Source organism: Malaciobacter mytili LMG 24559, assembly GCF_003346775.1.
GTDB classification, from domain to species: Bacteria; Campylobacterota; Campylobacteria; order Campylobacterales; family Arcobacteraceae; genus Malaciobacter; species Malaciobacter mytili.
In genome coordinates, this window is sequence record NZ_CP031219.1 from 530,220 (window position 1) to 544,382 (window position 14,163).

General features: G+C 26.8%; 16 protein-coding genes and 2 pseudogenes. 13 read left to right on the forward strand and 5 right to left on the reverse strand.

Annotation, left to right across the window (positions count from 1 at the left end; genetic code table 11):
• The first annotated feature begins 8 nt into the window (after positions 1–8).
• The 4 genes from AMYT_RS02690 to AMYT_RS02705 are packed head-to-tail and all read left to right on the forward strand — an operon-like array spanning position 9 to position 2,696.
• Entirely contained in the window at positions 9–407 is a 399-nt protein-coding gene (locus AMYT_RS02690; protein ID WP_114841030.1) for a PAS domain-containing protein, read from the forward strand.
• 18 nt (positions 408–425) lie between these two features.
• Positions 426–923: a chemotaxis protein CheW gene (locus tag AMYT_RS02695; protein ID WP_114841031.1), complete on the forward strand. Its 498-nt coding sequence runs from the start codon at positions 426–428 to the stop codon at positions 921–923.
• 2 nt (positions 924–925) lie between these two features.
• Positions 926–1,327: a response regulator gene (locus tag AMYT_RS02700; protein WP_114841032.1), complete on the forward strand. Its 402-nt coding sequence runs from the start codon at positions 926–928 to the stop codon at positions 1,325–1,327.
• The gene (locus tag AMYT_RS02705) at positions 1,317–2,696 is read left to right on the forward strand and encodes a response regulator (protein ID WP_114841033.1); all 1,380 of its coding nucleotides are present in this window, start codon (positions 1,317–1,319) and stop codon (positions 2,694–2,696) included. Before AMYT_RS02700 ends, AMYT_RS02705 begins: the two co-directional genes overlap by 11 nt.
• Before the next feature lie 11 nt (positions 2,697–2,707).
• Here AMYT_RS02705 and AMYT_RS02710 read toward each other — a convergent pair whose 3' ends face one another.
• Positions 2,708–3,196, reverse strand: coding sequence for a peptidylprolyl isomerase (locus AMYT_RS02710; RefSeq protein WP_323571580.1), 489 nt, complete (start codon positions 3,194–3,196; stop codon positions 2,708–2,710).
• Positions 3,197–3,368: 172 nt separating this feature from the next.
• Here AMYT_RS02710 and AMYT_RS02715 point away from each other — a divergent pair, with 172 nt between their 5' ends.
• From AMYT_RS02715 to AMYT_RS02750, 8 genes are all read left to right on the forward strand, one after another.
• On the forward strand, positions 3,369–3,731 hold the full coding sequence (locus tag AMYT_RS02715; protein WP_114841035.1) for a (2Fe-2S) ferredoxin domain-containing protein: 363 nt from the start codon (positions 3,369–3,371) through the stop codon (positions 3,729–3,731).
• A gap of 10 nt (positions 3,732–3,741) precedes the next feature.
• Positions 3,742–4,125, forward strand: a complete 384-nt coding sequence (gene panD / locus AMYT_RS02720) for an aspartate 1-decarboxylase (RefSeq protein ID WP_114841036.1) — start codon at positions 3,742–3,744, stop codon at positions 4,123–4,125.
• Positions 4,118–4,438 carry a YbaB/EbfC family nucleoid-associated protein gene (locus AMYT_RS02725; protein WP_114841037.1) on the forward strand — a complete coding sequence of 107 codons (321 nt, stop codon included), beginning with the start codon at positions 4,118–4,120 and terminating at the stop codon, positions 4,436–4,438. Before panD ends, AMYT_RS02725 begins: the two co-directional genes overlap by 8 nt.
• 3 nt (positions 4,439–4,441) lie before the next feature.
• Positions 4,442–5,305 (forward strand): polyprenyl synthetase family protein, encoded by an 864-nt coding sequence (locus AMYT_RS02730; protein ID WP_114841038.1) that lies wholly within the window; start codon positions 4,442–4,444, stop codon positions 5,303–5,305.
• A gap of 121 nt (positions 5,306–5,426) precedes the next feature.
• The gene (gene groES, locus AMYT_RS02735; RefSeq protein WP_114841039.1) at positions 5,427–5,684 is read left to right on the forward strand and encodes a co-chaperone GroES; all 258 of its coding nucleotides are present in this window, start codon (positions 5,427–5,429) and stop codon (positions 5,682–5,684) included.
• Between the two features lie 61 nt (positions 5,685–5,745).
• Positions 5,746–7,371 carry a chaperonin GroEL gene (gene groL / locus AMYT_RS02740; protein WP_114841040.1) on the forward strand — a complete coding sequence of 542 codons (1,626 nt, stop codon included), beginning with the start codon at positions 5,746–5,748 and terminating at the stop codon, positions 7,369–7,371.
• 720 nt (positions 7,372–8,091) lie between these two features.
• A complete protein-coding gene (locus AMYT_RS02745) occupies positions 8,092–9,564 on the forward strand; it encodes an MBOAT family O-acyltransferase (protein WP_114841041.1) in 1,473 nt (490 codons plus the stop codon).
• Positions 9,565–9,572: 8 nt separating this feature from the next.
• Entirely contained in the window at positions 9,573–10,520 is a 948-nt protein-coding gene (locus tag AMYT_RS02750) for a hypothetical protein (protein ID WP_114841042.1), read from the forward strand.
• A gap of 309 nt (positions 10,521–10,829) precedes the next feature.
• Here the strand turns inward: AMYT_RS02750 and AMYT_RS02755 are convergent, their stop codons facing one another.
• The 4 genes and pseudogenes from AMYT_RS02755 to AMYT_RS15215 all read right to left on the reverse strand — a co-directional run.
• Entirely contained in the window at positions 10,830–11,162 is a 333-nt protein-coding gene (locus AMYT_RS02755) for a GNAT family N-acetyltransferase (protein WP_114841043.1), read from the reverse strand.
• A gap of 65 nt (positions 11,163–11,227) precedes the next feature.
• Complete coding sequence (locus AMYT_RS02760) at positions 11,228–11,818, reverse strand: YkgJ family cysteine cluster protein (RefSeq protein ID WP_114841044.1); 591 nt, start codon at positions 11,816–11,818, stop codon at positions 11,228–11,230.
• A pseudogene (locus AMYT_RS15210) lies at positions 11,818–12,465 on the reverse strand (HD-GYP domain-containing protein); the annotation flags it as partial. The gene AMYT_RS02760 and the pseudogene AMYT_RS15210, both read right to left, overlap by 1 nt.
• Positions 12,466–12,726: 261 nt before the next feature.
• Positions 12,727–13,257, reverse strand: a pseudogene (locus AMYT_RS15215) (hypothetical protein); the annotation flags it as partial.
• A gap of 82 nt (positions 13,258–13,339) precedes the next feature.
• Between AMYT_RS15215 and AMYT_RS02770 the strand changes: the two are divergent.
• A complete protein-coding gene (locus AMYT_RS02770) occupies positions 13,340–14,107 on the forward strand; it encodes an inositol monophosphatase family protein (protein ID WP_114841045.1) in 768 nt (255 codons plus the stop codon).
• The last annotated feature ends 56 nt before the right edge of the window (positions 14,108–14,163 follow it).

Consider the following 14,163-nt stretch of genomic DNA (forward strand, 5'->3'; position numbering starts at 1 on the left):
GGTGAGATATGGCAGCAGGACAAGAGACAGTATTAGATGAATATGCATTTTTAGTAAGTGAGACAGATTCAAAAGGGATAATATCATTTGCAAATGATGATTTTTGTAAAATAGCGGAATATAATTTAGAAGAATTAATGGGGCAGCCACATAATATGGTAAGACACCCAGATATGCCAAAGAAAGCCTTTAAAAGTTTATGGGATAGTGTACAAAAAGGTGAGATATGGACAGGATATGTAAAGAATGCGACAAAATCAGGGGGATATTACTGGGTATTTGCAACAGTATATCCATTTGAGAGTTGTGATGGTTCAAAAGGGTATTTATCATGCAGAAGAAGAGCTTCTGAAGATGAAATTAAAGCCTCTGAAGAACTTTATAGAAAATGGAAATTAGAAGAATAACTTTTATAAGGAGATAACATGGAAAATAATTCAACAACAAATGTAGAAGAAAAAGAGATTATAGATTATGCTAATACTAGCGAATATATGACATTTGAATTAGGTGCAATGAAATATGCAATAGAGTTACCTAAAATTAGAGAGATTTTAACTTATCCTGATATTATCACACCCTTACCAAATACGGAAGATTGGGTAAAAGGACTTATAAACTTAAGAGGGGAAGTTGTTCCAATTTTGGATATTAGAATTAAATTTAATACGGGAAAACCTGTTTATAATTCAAATACAGCAGTAATTGCAGTAATTACTAAAGATAAAAGAATGATAGGAATAGTTGTAGATAAAGTAGATGATGTTCAAAGACTAGATACTTCTGCTCTTGCTCCTGTTTCAGATATGGGTTCTGCAATTCCTTCTAAGTATTTAAAAGGTTTTGTAAGATTACAAAATAATCAAATGCTTGTTATTATGGATATTGAAGCAGTTGTACATAAAGATGAACTAAAAGATTAAAAATGCAAGAAAAAATAGTTGAGTTAAGGAAATTAAAACTTCTTTTTGTTGAGGATGAAGATGATTTAATAAATATAATTACAGATACTTTAACAAAACTTCAAGCAAATTTTTTAACAGCACAAAATGGTCAAGATGCTTTAAAAATAGTTGAAGAGAATCCTGATATTGATGCTGTAATAACAGATATAAATATGCCAATTATGAATGGCTTAGAGATGATTAAAATCTTAAAAGAAAAAAATCCTTCAATCCCAGTTGTGATTATGTCTGCACATACTGAAATAGAATATATTGATAAAGCAAAAGAGTTTGGAGTAGAAAATTATCTACTTAAACCTTTTGATTTTATTAAATTTATTGAGTTGATTACAACAATGGAAATAAAAAAACATGGCATTTGATAAAGAAGTTTTAAAAAGATTAAGAGCATTATATGTGGAAGATGATGATAATATAAGAAATGAATTATCTTCCTTATTATCTAATTTCTTTGGAAAAATCTATGTGGCTAAAGATGGGAAAGAAGGTCTTGAAACCTATTTAGAAAACAAAGAAAATATTGATGTAATAATTTCAGATATAAATATGCCTTATCTAACTGGTATAGAAATGATAAAAAAAATTAGAGAAACCAATAAAGATATTTCTGTGATTTTTACCACTGCATATTCTGATACTGCCTACTTAGCTGATGCAATTAAATTAAAAGTATATGAGTATATTGTAAAACCTATTGATATTAGAAATTTACTAGTAGTGCTTAATGAATTAGCAACAATTCTTTATCAAAATGATTTAATTGCAAAACAAAATATTGAGTTAGAAAAATATAAAGATGTTATTGATGCAAATAATATTGTTATTAAAACTAATGAAAATATGCAAATAACTTATGTAAATGAACTTTTTTGTAAAACTACAGGTTTTTCTAAAGAAGAGCTTTTAGGTAAAGAGTTAAATTTTTTAAAGCACCCTGATACTGATCCTCAAATCTATAAAGATATTTACTCTAGTATTTTAAATAGTAATAAAGAGTGGAAAGGTAGAATTAAAAATATTACTAAAGAAAATGGTTATTATGTAAGTGATACTTATGTAATTACTACTACAAATGATAATGGCACAATTACAGGCTCTTTTTGTGTTCAAAATGATATTACTGAAGAGTTAAATAAAAAAAGAGAAGTTCAATTGGCTCTTATGAAAGATAAGGGTGATATTTTTATTAAAAGTAAAGCAGGTTCTGCTGAACAAACTGTAATTATAAATAATTTAAAAGCAGATATAAATGAACTAGAAAGAGAACTAGTTAATCTAAGAGTTGAAAGAGATAATTATTTATATAAAGTTGAAAAATTAAGTAAAGATAATAAAAAATTAAGATCTGATTTAAGTTATTATATAAGTAGTTCTGAGAAAAATAAAAGTGTAAGTAATTTAACACTTAAAACAAATAAAGAAAATGCTGATCTAAAAATAAAAGTTAAAAAATTAAATGCTAAACTTGAAGATACAATTGAATATTATGAAAAAAAATGTAAACAAATTGAAGTTAATTCACAAATAGAAATTGATGAATTAGAACAAGAATTACATGATATAAAAAGTAAACTTGGTAAGATTGAAAATGCAGAAGTTTTAACTCAAAAAATTGAATACTGGAAAGAAAAAGCTAAAAGTGAAGCTAAAAAGATTGAAAAACTTGAAAGAGAAATTATGAGGTCTTCTGATAAAGGTTTAATAGATAAGCTTTTTGGAATGGCAAAATAAAGTAGAAATTTCTACTTTATTTCAATAGAGATTATTTTTTGTTCAACTAAAGGTCTATTTCCTTGATATTGTCCATTTGTTGGAGTATTTTCTATTTTTCTAAGAACATCCATTCCTTTAGTTACATATCCAAATATTGTATGCTTTCCATTTAGCCAATATGCTGGAACTGTAGTAATGAAAAATTGACTTCCATTTGTATTAGCTCCTGCATTTGCCATTGCTAAAATCCCTGGTTTGTCAAATACTGCATTTGGTGCGAACTCATCTTCAAAAGGTTTTTGCCAAATTGACTCTCCACCTCTTCCTGTACCAGTTGGGTCTCCACCTTGAATCATAAAGTTTTTAATTACCCTATGAAAAATTTGACCATTATAATAACCATTTTTTGCATGTGTTGAAAAATTTTCAACTGCTTTTGGTGCCAAATCAGCCCTTAATTCAATTTCAATATCTCCCTTTGAAGTTTTAATTATTGCTGTTTGGGCATAAACTTGCATAGATAAAAATAGAGTTATTGTAAGAAAAAAAAGTTTTTTCATTATATCCCTTTGAATAAATTTTTTTTAGTATATTATTTATGGTTTTAATCTATTATTAAAAAGGATATTTTAGAATAATTTAATAATTGTTTGTTAAAATTCAAACAAGAATAAGCTATAAGGAAAAATTATGCAAATGCCATCAATGCCACAACCAACATTTTATATTTTTAAATGTGAACAAAGTGCACCTCCTGGGATGCCAAAACCTTCATGTGTTAATCAACAAACACAAGAATTATTTAACCACCTTGCACAAACACTTATGCAAAAGGGAGTTTTTGGACCAGTTCAGGCTATTAGAACTTCATGTTTAGGTAGATGCCAAATGGGTCCTGTTATGCTAGTTGAGCCTGGTCACTATATGTATAGCCATTTATCTAAGGAAAAAATAGATAAAATAGTAGAACAACATATATTAGGTGGAGAACCAGTAATTGAATATCTAATCCCAGAACAATTTTGGGGTGAACCAGTTAGTTTAGGAAAATAAAGGGTTATAAATGACATTTGATATGTTATATAGTAAGATACATAGAGCAACAGTAACAGATGCAAATTTAAATTATGTAGGTTCAATTACTATTGATGAAGAGTTAATGAATGCTGCAAAACTTAGAGTTGGACAAAAAGTAGAAATTGTAAATGTTAATAATGGTGAAAGATTTGCAACTTATGTAATAAAAGGAAAAGCAGGTAGCAAAGATATGTGTTTAAATGGTGCTGCAGCTAGAAAAGTTGAAATTGGTGATAAGATTATTGTAATTTCTTATGCTTCTTATTCAGAAGAAGAGTTAAAATCATATAAACCAACAGTAGTAATTGTTGATGAAAAAAACAATATAGACACAATAACAAATGAACTTGTAGGAAGTAAAGATGTTTGATGGAATGGATTTTAGTAAATTAAATCTAAATGATATGATGAACCAAGTTCAAGATATGGCAAGTAAAGCTAAAGAGGAAAATGCTTCTAAAATCTTTACAGCAAAAGCTGGTGGAGGTATGGTAGAAATCTCTATAAATGGAAATAGTGAAGTTATTGATTTACAAATAGATGATTCTTTACTTGAAGATAAAGATTCATTACAAATATTACTTATTTCGTGTATGAATGATGTAATAAAACAATCTGATGAAAATAAAAAAATGATGGCCATGAGCATGTTAGGCGGAATGGGTTCATTTGGACAAAAATAAAAAATGAAAGAATTATTAGTTAAATTTGAAGATTATTTATTAAATAATCTTCCCTCTTCAAATACCTTTCATCCTCACTTTGAAAATGCCTTAGCTGATATGTTAAAAGCAGGTGGTAAAAGATTTAGACCTATGCTTTTATTATCTATTGTTAAAGCATATAAAAGTTTATTGCTAAGTAACTCTATGCCAGTTGCTTTAGGTTTAGAGTATTTACATACTTATTCACTTGTGCATGATGATTTGCCAGCAATGGATAATGCAGATTTAAGAAGAGGTTTTCAAACTTTACATAAAAAATATGATGAAGTAACAGCAATTTTAGTTGGTGATGCTTTAAATACACATAGCTTTAATCTTATTGCAAATGCTTCATTAAGCAATGATATTAAAGTTGATTTAATTAAAACATTATCAAGTGATGGTGGAATTGATGGTATGATTATTGGGCAAGCAATAGATTGCCATTATGAAAATCATAAATTAGAACTAAATCAATTGGAGTTTTTACATCTTCATAAAACAGCAAAATTAATAGCTGCTTCTCTTAAAATGGGAGCAATTATTTGTGAACTTGATTTAGCATTACAAGAGAGATTGTATAAATTTGGATTGGATATAGGTTTACTATTTCAAATACAAGATGATATTATTGATGAGACGCAAACTGAAGAAGAAGCTGGAAAAACAACACAAAATGATATTGCTAAAAACTCTTTTGTAAACCTTTTAGGTTTGGAAGGTGCAATAAGTGCAGCTAATAAACTTGCATTTAAGTGTGAAGAGGAATTAAACTCTTTTGATACTAACTTACAAGATGCTTTAAAAGAGCTACTTTCAAAATATCTACATAGACATAAAAAATAGTGAAAAACTTTTAGTCAAATATGCTCAAACTACTTGACAAAAAAAGAAAAATTTTATAAAATTTAGCACTCAAAAAAATAGAGTGCTAATTTAATTTAAAAACTTGATAGGAGATACTATAATGAATTTTAAACCATTAGGGGAAAGAGTTCTTGTGAAAAGAACTGAAGTTGAAAATAAAACAGCAAGTGGAATTTATATTCCTGATAATGCAAAAGAAAAACCTCATACTGCAGTTGTAAAAGCAGTTGGTTCAAAAGTTGAAGATGTTAAAGTTGGAGACACTGTAGTATTTGAGCAATATAGAGGTACTGAATTTACTCTTGAGGGTGAAGAATATTTAGTATTAAATCTTGAAAATATTATTGGAGTAATGTAAGATAAGTTGCAAAGCAATTTATTTACAAAAAATATTTATATAACTGAAAGGAAGAATTAATATGGCAAAAGAAGTAATGTTTAGTGATGTTGCAAGAAATAAATTATTTACAGGTGTAGAGAAATTAGCAGATGCTGTAAAAGTAACAATGGGACCAAGAGGAAGAAATGTATTATTACAAAAATCTTTTGGTGCACCTGCAATCACTAAAGATGGTGTATCAGTTGCAAGAGAAATTGAATTAGAAGACACTTTAGAAAATATGGGAGCTCAATTAGTAAAAGAAGTAGCTTCAAAAACTGCAGATGAAGCAGGAGATGGAACAACAACAGCAACAGTTTTAGCATACTCAATTTTTAAAGAGGGACTAAGAAATGTAACAGCTGGAGCTAATCCTATTACATTAAAAAGAGGAATGGATAAAGCTTGCGAAGCTATTTTAGCTGAACTTAAAGCTTCTTCAAAAGTTGTTGCAAATAAAACAGAGATTGAACAAGTTGCTACAATTTCAGCAAACTCTGATAAAGCAATTGGTTCTATGATTGCTGAAGCTATGGATAAAGTAGGAAAAGATGGAGTTATTACTGTTGAAGAAGCTAAGGGAATCTCTGATGAGTTAGATGTTGTTGAAGGTATGCAATTTGATAGAGGATACTTATCTCCATACTTTGTAACTAACTCAGAGAAAATGGTTGCTGAAATGGCTAATCCATTTATTTTATTATATGATAAAAAAATCTCAAATTTAAAAGAGATGTTACCTATTTTAGAAGCTGTAAATAAAACAGCAAGACCACTTTTAATTATTGCAGAAGATGTTGATGGTGAAGCATTAGCAACTTTAGTTGTAAATAGATTAAGAGGGTCATTAAATATTGCTGCTGTTAAAGCTCCAGGATTTGGTGATAGAAGAAAAGCAATGTTAGAAGATATTGCTGTATTAACAGGTGGTACAGTTGTTTCTGAAGAGATGGGAATGACTTTAGATGGCGCTACATTAGAGACTCTTGGTACTGCTTCTAGAATTGTGATTGATAAAGATAATACAACTATTGTAAATGGTGCAGGTGAAACAAGTGCTGTTGAAGCTAGAGTAAATCAAATTAGAAATGAAATAGCAAATACAACAAGTGATTATGATAGAGAAAAATTACAAGAAAGACTTGCAAAACTTTCTGGTGGAGTTGCTGTAATTAAAGTTGGTGCTGCAACAGAAACAGAAATGAAAGAGAAAAAAGACAGAGTTGATGATGCTTTAAGTGCAACAAGAGCTGCTGTTGAAGAAGGTATTGTAATTGGTGGAGGAGCAGCATTAATTAAAGCTGCTTCAAGAGTATCTTTAAATTTAGAAGGTGATGAGCAAATTGGTGCAGATATTGTATTAAGAGCTATTAAAGCACCTTTAAAACAAATTGCAATTAATGCTGGATATGATGCTGGTGTTGTTGTAAATGAAGTTGAAAAAGCACAAAGTCCTACTTATGGATTTGATGCAGCAACTGGTGAATATGTTGATATGTTTGAAGCTGGTATTGTAGATCCAGCTAAAGTTGAAAGAGTTGCAATGCAAAATGCTGTATCTGTAGCTTCTTTATTATTAACAACTGAAGCAACAGTTACTGAAATAAAATCTGAAAAACCAGCTATGCCTGATATGAGCGGAATGGGTATGCCAGGTATGATGTAATAGATGTCTATATCTGTCATTGTATCCTTTATGGATACAATGACTATATTTCTAACCACCACAGTTGTCTAATTTTGACTAAGTTCATTGTGGGAATATAATTTCTAATTTTATATTCATTTATAATCAATAAAAAGAAGTGAAAGATTTTTTTGTCAAATAAAGTATATATAGCGGTTAGTTAAGATGGATATATTGCGGATAAAAATGGTAGTGTTGATGATTAAGTATCGTACCAATAGACGGAGAAACTCAAACTAATTTTTTAAATTTTATTGATACTATTGATAGTTTAATTATGGGTAAAAATTTAAAGGTTTTGGTGGAGAATGGCCATATAATAAAAAAGTATTTGAGATAGTAGATACTAAAATAGTTTTAGAGCTATTTATACAAACGCATTATGAAAGAAAAAAGTAATATTATCAAAATTAAGGTGTCTAAATTTGTCTAAGTAAGTCTAAAAAAGTTACCCCCAAAAATTAATAAAGCATTTTTCCCCAACTCATTTCCTATCAAAAATTATTTTAATTTCTATATCTCATATGAATTGTTTTGAAATTTTAAAATGGGTAAAACAGCCAATTTCAAATATCTATAATAATATTAAAGATTAATTATACTTATATATATAGTTAGCTAAAATCATCATCAATTTTCATATCCTTTATAATATATTTTTATTTATGAGTGGTAGTTTAGTTTATCACAGGAGAGATTGTGCTTTTTAATTCATATGAATTTATTTTTGCTTTTTTACCATTTACATTTTTTATATATTTTTATCTTAATAAAAAGAGATTAACTAAAGCTTCAAATTTTTTTTTAGTTGCCTCATCACTTTTCTTTTACAGTTGGTGGAATCCAATTTATTTACCTCTTATATTAATCTCAATGATATTTAACTATGTAATTGGAACATCTCTGACAAAAAATAAAGAATATAGGAAAGTTTCAAAGAAACAATTACTTACTATAGCAATAGTAGCCAATATTGCTTTATTGGGATATTTTAAATATTCAGATTTTTTTATTTCAAATGTAAACTTTGTTTTAGGAACAGAAATAGCACTGTTATGTTTAGCATTACCATTAGCTATTTCATTTTTTACATTTCAACAAATAGCATATTTAGTTGATAGTTATAGAGGTAAAATAAAAGAGTATGATTTTATGAATTATGCAATATTCGTTACATTCTTTCCTCAATTAATAGCTGGCCCGATTGTTCATCATAAAGAAATGATGCCTCAATTTGCTAATGTAAGAAATAAAGTAATCAATTATAAAAATATTGCTTTTGGTTTGTTTATCTTTTCAATTGGATTATTTAAAAAAGTTGTAATGGCTGATACTTTTGCGGTATGGGCTACAGCAGGTTTTGATGAGGCAACTACTTTAAGTTTATTTGAAGCATGGGCAACTTCTTTATCGTATACATTTCAGTTATATTTCGATTTTAGTGGCTATACAGATATGGCTATTGGAGCAGCACTTTTATTTAACATTAAGTTACCAATCAATTTTAATTCCCCATATAAAGCTACTGATATACAAGACTTTTGGAGAAGGTGGCATATTACTTTAACTAGATTTTTAAGAGAGTATATTTATATCCCTTTAGGTGGTAATAGAAAAGGAAACTTTCGAACATATATCAACCTTATGGCTATATTTATTATTGGTGGATTTTGGCATGGAGCTGGTTGGACATTTATATTTTGGGGATTCTTACATGGATTTGCTTTGGTACTTCATAGAGCTTGGAGTAGTTTAGGATTTAAATTATACACTTGGCTTGCTTGGTTAGTTACTTTTAACTTTGTAAACATTGCTTGGGTCTTTTTTAGAGCTAAAGAATGGGATGATGCTCTTAAAGTATTAAGTGGAATGCTTGGCTTAAGTGGAATAAATTTACCAAATATATTATCTGGTAAATTGGCATTTCTAAATCACTATGGAATTGAATTTGGTAATTTTGTTATAAATATAAAAGGTGATAATTTCACTCCCCTTTGGTTACTTTTTGGATTTATATTAATACTAGTATTTAGAAATACAAATCAAAGAATAAATAGATTTAGACTCTCTAAAGATAATATTATATTTTATGGTGTTTTATGTGGAGTGTTTTTATTTGTAGGTGTTATGTTTATTGGTTCAGAAAGTGAATTTCTATATTTCAATTTTTAGGAAATTATATGTACAAAAGATTTATTTCTATTTTGATTATAACTATGTTTTTTTGTTTTTGTATTTTTACTTATGTAACATATAAAGAAAAAAAATTCTTTCTTTCAAAAGATTATCCTATGAGAGTATTTGTAATGAATACAGTATTGAATAAGCAAAATATTAAATATAGTACCATTGTACTTGGTGATTCTAGAGTTCAATCAGGTTTTATTCCCAAAGCATATCAAAATCCATTAAATGCTATAAATTTGTCAATGAGTGGAAGTACACCTATAGAAGGTTATTTCATTTTAAAAAAGTATCTTCTTAATAACATAAAGCCTGATAATATTATATTAAGTTATGCTCCCTTTCACCTTACAAAACAAGATTCTTATTGGAAATATACTGTAAAACATCAACTTTTCACAAATGAGGAATATGAAGAAGTTGAAAATAATGCTAATTTGTTAAAAGATGATATTACCTTAGGTACAAAAAGAACATTTAAAGATTATAGAAATCTATTTCTTTATTCAGAAAATTTTATAAAAGGTATTTTAAGTTTGAGATTTCTTTATTATACAAAAATAATTGATGAAATGAATTATAATCTTGGTCATCATTATCATGGAAAAAATAATGGGAATAGTGGTCTAAATGAAGAAATAGAAAATACTGATTTTAAATACTCACCACTTATTGATATGTATATGAGAAAGTTAATAAGTCTTGCTAAAGAAAATAACATTAAAATATTCTATTATACAATGCCATTTAATGAATCATCATATAAAAAAGTTACAAAAGATTATAAAAGAAATTACTCATTTTATGTGGAAAGTTTAAATATTAATGTATGTAATAAAATTTTCTACATGAATGATTCAATGTTTGGAGATCCTTCTCATTTATATAAAGGAAGTATTGAATCAACTATGCTAATTAATAAATGTATTTTAAATTCAAAATAATACTATTTAAAAAGATGTGCCTTTTTTATAAAAAATTTAAATAGATATATTAGAACAAAAAAAAGTATCTAAAATAAAAAAGGGGAAAAAGATAACTATCTTTTTCCCCTTTTCTTTTCATAAATGTTAGAGAAAATTAAACTCTTCTCCCAAGTCTTTACTAATGACTTACATTATGTTTTTTTTGTAACAGTGATAAGTTTTTTAAATATTCTATCTATTTAAAACTCCTATTTTAAGTACCTCCGTTACTTTTGGATAAAGTAAGTATAGCACTTTATATACTTAAAAGTAAATTAATTTTTAATATTAAATTACTTTTAGCATAAGATTTGCATTTGAGTTATCTAAAGATTGAATTTCATTAAAATCAAATTTTTTATAAAAAGTTTTTAATTTCTCTAAAGGTGGAGAAAAAGAGTCCAAAGGAAGAGCATTTAAATAGATTTGTTTAAAGCCTTTTGTTTTTAAATATTCAATAGATTTTTCCATCATATTTGAAGCTACTTTTTTATTTCTATATTTATATTCAACTTTCAATAATTCAATAAAAATAGTATTTTCATCAATAATATTTGCATTTAAATAGGCTTTATCTTCATCTTTTATATAAATTTTATTATTTAAAAATTTTGCTTTCAAAGTACCTCATTAAATAAAGTACAAAATTTTGCCAAAAAAAAGAAACAAAAAAGTGTCAATAATAATTATAAGTAGTAACTATCTAAATTTTTTAAAGATTGAAGATGTAACTTTATAAATTTGTTATTAAAATCCTCTTTAAATTTATAAAAATCTATTGCTTTTAAAGTTATAGCTTTAGTTAAGTTTTCTTTTTTATTAAAGTTTTCAAAATTAAAGTGTGTTTTTATATAGTTTTCTTGATATTCTTCAAATTTATAAGTATTGAAATCCTTATTTAAAATACCATTTTTAAAAACTATTTTACCCTTATCTCCTAATGCAGGACAAGTAGTATCTAAATAAATATGATTATCTAAGTGGGCACTTAAAGGATAGTTTCTACATATTGAGGGTCTATTTTCATAAATTGAGCATTTTAAATCTTTTATATATTTACAAAAATCTTTTCCATTTGATAATAAAATCACAGGCTTTAAGTATCCTAGCTCTCCAAACATAAATAAAATAGGAAAATATTTACTACATTTTTCAAAATCTTCTAAAATAATTTGTGCATATAAGCTTCCCATTTTACCACTACAGCACTGGGCTTCACAATTTTCACAAGAACTAAAATATATAGTTTCATTTTCAACTTTTTTAAAAGACTTCATTAATATATATCTTTTAATGATTTTCTAATTTTTAGAATTTCATCTAAATTTTCAAAGAAACAGTCAATAATTTTAGGGTCAAAGTGTTTACCTTTTTCTTCTTTAAATAGCTTAAAAATCTTCTCATCTTCCCAAGCTTTTTTATAAATTCTATCACTTCCTAAAGCATCAAATACATCTGCAACTGCTGTAATTCTTCCATATATATGTATATCTTCTTTTTTTAAAGCATTTGGATATCCTGTCCCATCCCATTTTTCATGGTGCATTAAAGAGACAATAGCTGCAGCTTTTAAAATAGGTTTATTTGAATGTTTTAGCATTTCAAATCCAAGTTGTGCATGGGTTTTCATTATCTCAAACTCTTCAAAAGTTAATTTTCCAGGTTTATTTAAAATAGAATCAGCAATGGCTATTTTTCCAATATCATGCATAGGAGAGGCTTGTTTTAGTAATTCGGCTTCTTCTTTAGGTAAGCCAAGCTTTAAAGCTAAAAGTTTTGAGTATTCAGCAACCCTTTTTACATGAAACCCTGTCTCTTTACTTCTTGTTTCAGCAATTTCCCCCATAGTATAAATAATCTCTTTTTGAGTATTTATAATCTCTTCATTTAAATCCTCAATTTTACAAATTCCTTGTTTTATTGAAGCTGACATCTCTTTAATAGCATAAGAAATTTCCCCTAATTCATCAGGTCTATTTATAGTTTTTGTATTTAAATACTCTTTATTTTTTACATTTTTTATATTATTTATAATGATTTTTGTATCTTCTTTTAAAACTTTTGCAAAAATGATAGCTAAAATAATTGCAGAAATTAACATTAAAGAACCCACATAAAAAAGCTCTAACGTTACATGTTCATCAACTACTCCATCAAGATTAAATCTTCTTACAATTAAAAGTAAAGTTATTATTGGAGCAACAGTAAAAATTAAAAAAGTTTCAATTATTCTTCTTGATAATTTTTCATTAAAAATTGTATATTGTATATCTTTTGATATTTCTTTATATCTTTTTTCAAAAATTATATATTCAAGTTGGCATAATATTGCTGCACCTAAAGTTATATAACTTGAAAAGATTTTCAAATGACTTGAAATAGGGAAATTGGGATATAAATAATTGTGTAAAATAAAAGCACTAATCCCTGCTAAAACCCATGAAATAATACTTAGAAAATAAGCTTGTCTTGGTAAAGATAAATTTTTAATATTTTCTTTAAATATATAGTATAAAAGTTCTCTATATAATAGATGTAAGATAAATATTATAAATAAGTTTCTTAAAAGTTGTAAGGGTTGAAGACCATCTATAAAGGGGCAAATATTAGTACAAAAAGTTTGTAAAAAGACTATGGAACTAAGGGAAAAAAGATATAAAATTACTCTAGTTTTAAAATTTAGTAAGTCTTGTATGGTATATTTAGTTGCTTGCAATCTCTATCCTATAATTTTTTTAAATTTTATCATAAGAATTATTTAGTATTATTAATACTTTAAAGAAAAGATTGGTGGTAAAATGAAAAAAGAGTTAATTAAAATAATAAAAGAAGCAGCAAAGATATTAAAAGAGGGATACTATAAAAATAAAAAAGTATCTTTTAAAGCAAAAAAAGATTTAGTTACAAAATATGATGTTGCTGTTGAAGAGTATTTAAAAAGAGAATTTTCAAAAACTTTTAAAGAGTTTAATATAATAGCAGAAGAGTCTGATAATAGTAATTTAGAATTTAATAATTCAATTATTATAGACCCTATTGATGGAACTACAAATTTTGTAAATGGTGTACCTCATACTGCAATATCAGTTGGAGTTTATAAAAATAAAAAGCCTTTTATAGGTGTGGTATATAATCCAATTTTAGATGAGTTATATTATGCAAAAGTTGGAAAAGGTGCATATTTAAATGGAAAAAAGATAAAGGTTTCAACACAAAAAGAGTTTCAAAAAGCTTTAATTTCTACAGGTTTTCCTTATACAAGTGGAACTAATAAAAAAGATTTAAATTTAGTGGTGACACAAATTAAGTCAATTCTTCCTGCTTGTCAAGATATAAGACGACTAGGTTCAGCTTCTTTGGATTTATGTTATGTGGCAAAAGGTGTGTATGAAGGTTATTATGAAATGAATTTAAAAGCTTGGGATGTAAGTGCTGGAATAATTATTCTAACAGAAGCTGGTGGAAAAGTAAGTAATGAAAAAGCAGAAGAATATACTTTATTTAAAGATAAATATATAGTTGCTACAAATGGAAAAATTCATAAAAAATTATTAAAGCATTTTTAGTAAAAAAGTAACATAAAAGAAGAAACTTAGATACTTTTTTGTAAAATTATAGCTTC

Coding starts and splice junctions, on each gene's coding strand:
- AMYT_RS02690 (WP_114841030.1), top strand. CDS start 9: ATGGCAGCAGGACAAGAGACAGTATTAGATGAATATGCATTTTTAGTA.
- AMYT_RS02695 (WP_114841031.1), top strand. CDS start 426: ATGGAAAATAATTCAACAACAAATGTAGAAGAAAAAGAGATTATAGAT.
- AMYT_RS02700 (WP_114841032.1), top strand. CDS start 926: ATGCAAGAAAAAATAGTTGAGTTAAGGAAATTAAAACTTCTTTTTGTT.
- AMYT_RS02705 (WP_114841033.1), top strand. CDS start 1,317: ATGGCATTTGATAAAGAAGTTTTAAAAAGATTAAGAGCATTATATGTG.
- AMYT_RS02710 (WP_323571580.1), bottom strand. CDS start 3,196: ATGCAAGTTTATGCCCAAACAGCAATAATTAAAACTTCAAAGGGAGAT.
- AMYT_RS02715 (WP_114841035.1), top strand. CDS start 3,369: ATGCAAATGCCATCAATGCCACAACCAACATTTTATATTTTTAAATGT.
- panD (WP_114841036.1), top strand. CDS start 3,742: ATGACATTTGATATGTTATATAGTAAGATACATAGAGCAACAGTAACA.
- AMYT_RS02725 (WP_114841037.1), top strand. CDS start 4,118: ATGTTTGATGGAATGGATTTTAGTAAATTAAATCTAAATGATATGATG.
- AMYT_RS02730 (WP_114841038.1), top strand. CDS start 4,442: ATGAAAGAATTATTAGTTAAATTTGAAGATTATTTATTAAATAATCTT.
- groES (WP_114841039.1), top strand. CDS start 5,427: ATGAATTTTAAACCATTAGGGGAAAGAGTTCTTGTGAAAAGAACTGAA.
- groL (WP_114841040.1), top strand. CDS start 5,746: ATGGCAAAAGAAGTAATGTTTAGTGATGTTGCAAGAAATAAATTATTT.
- AMYT_RS02750 (WP_114841042.1), top strand. CDS start 9,573: ATGTACAAAAGATTTATTTCTATTTTGATTATAACTATGTTTTTTTGT.
- AMYT_RS02760 (WP_114841044.1), bottom strand. CDS start 11,818: ATGAAGTCTTTTAAAAAAGTTGAAAATGAAACTATATATTTTAGTTCT.
- AMYT_RS02770 (WP_114841045.1), top strand. CDS start 13,340: ATGAAAAAAGAGTTAATTAAAATAATAAAAGAAGCAGCAAAGATATTA.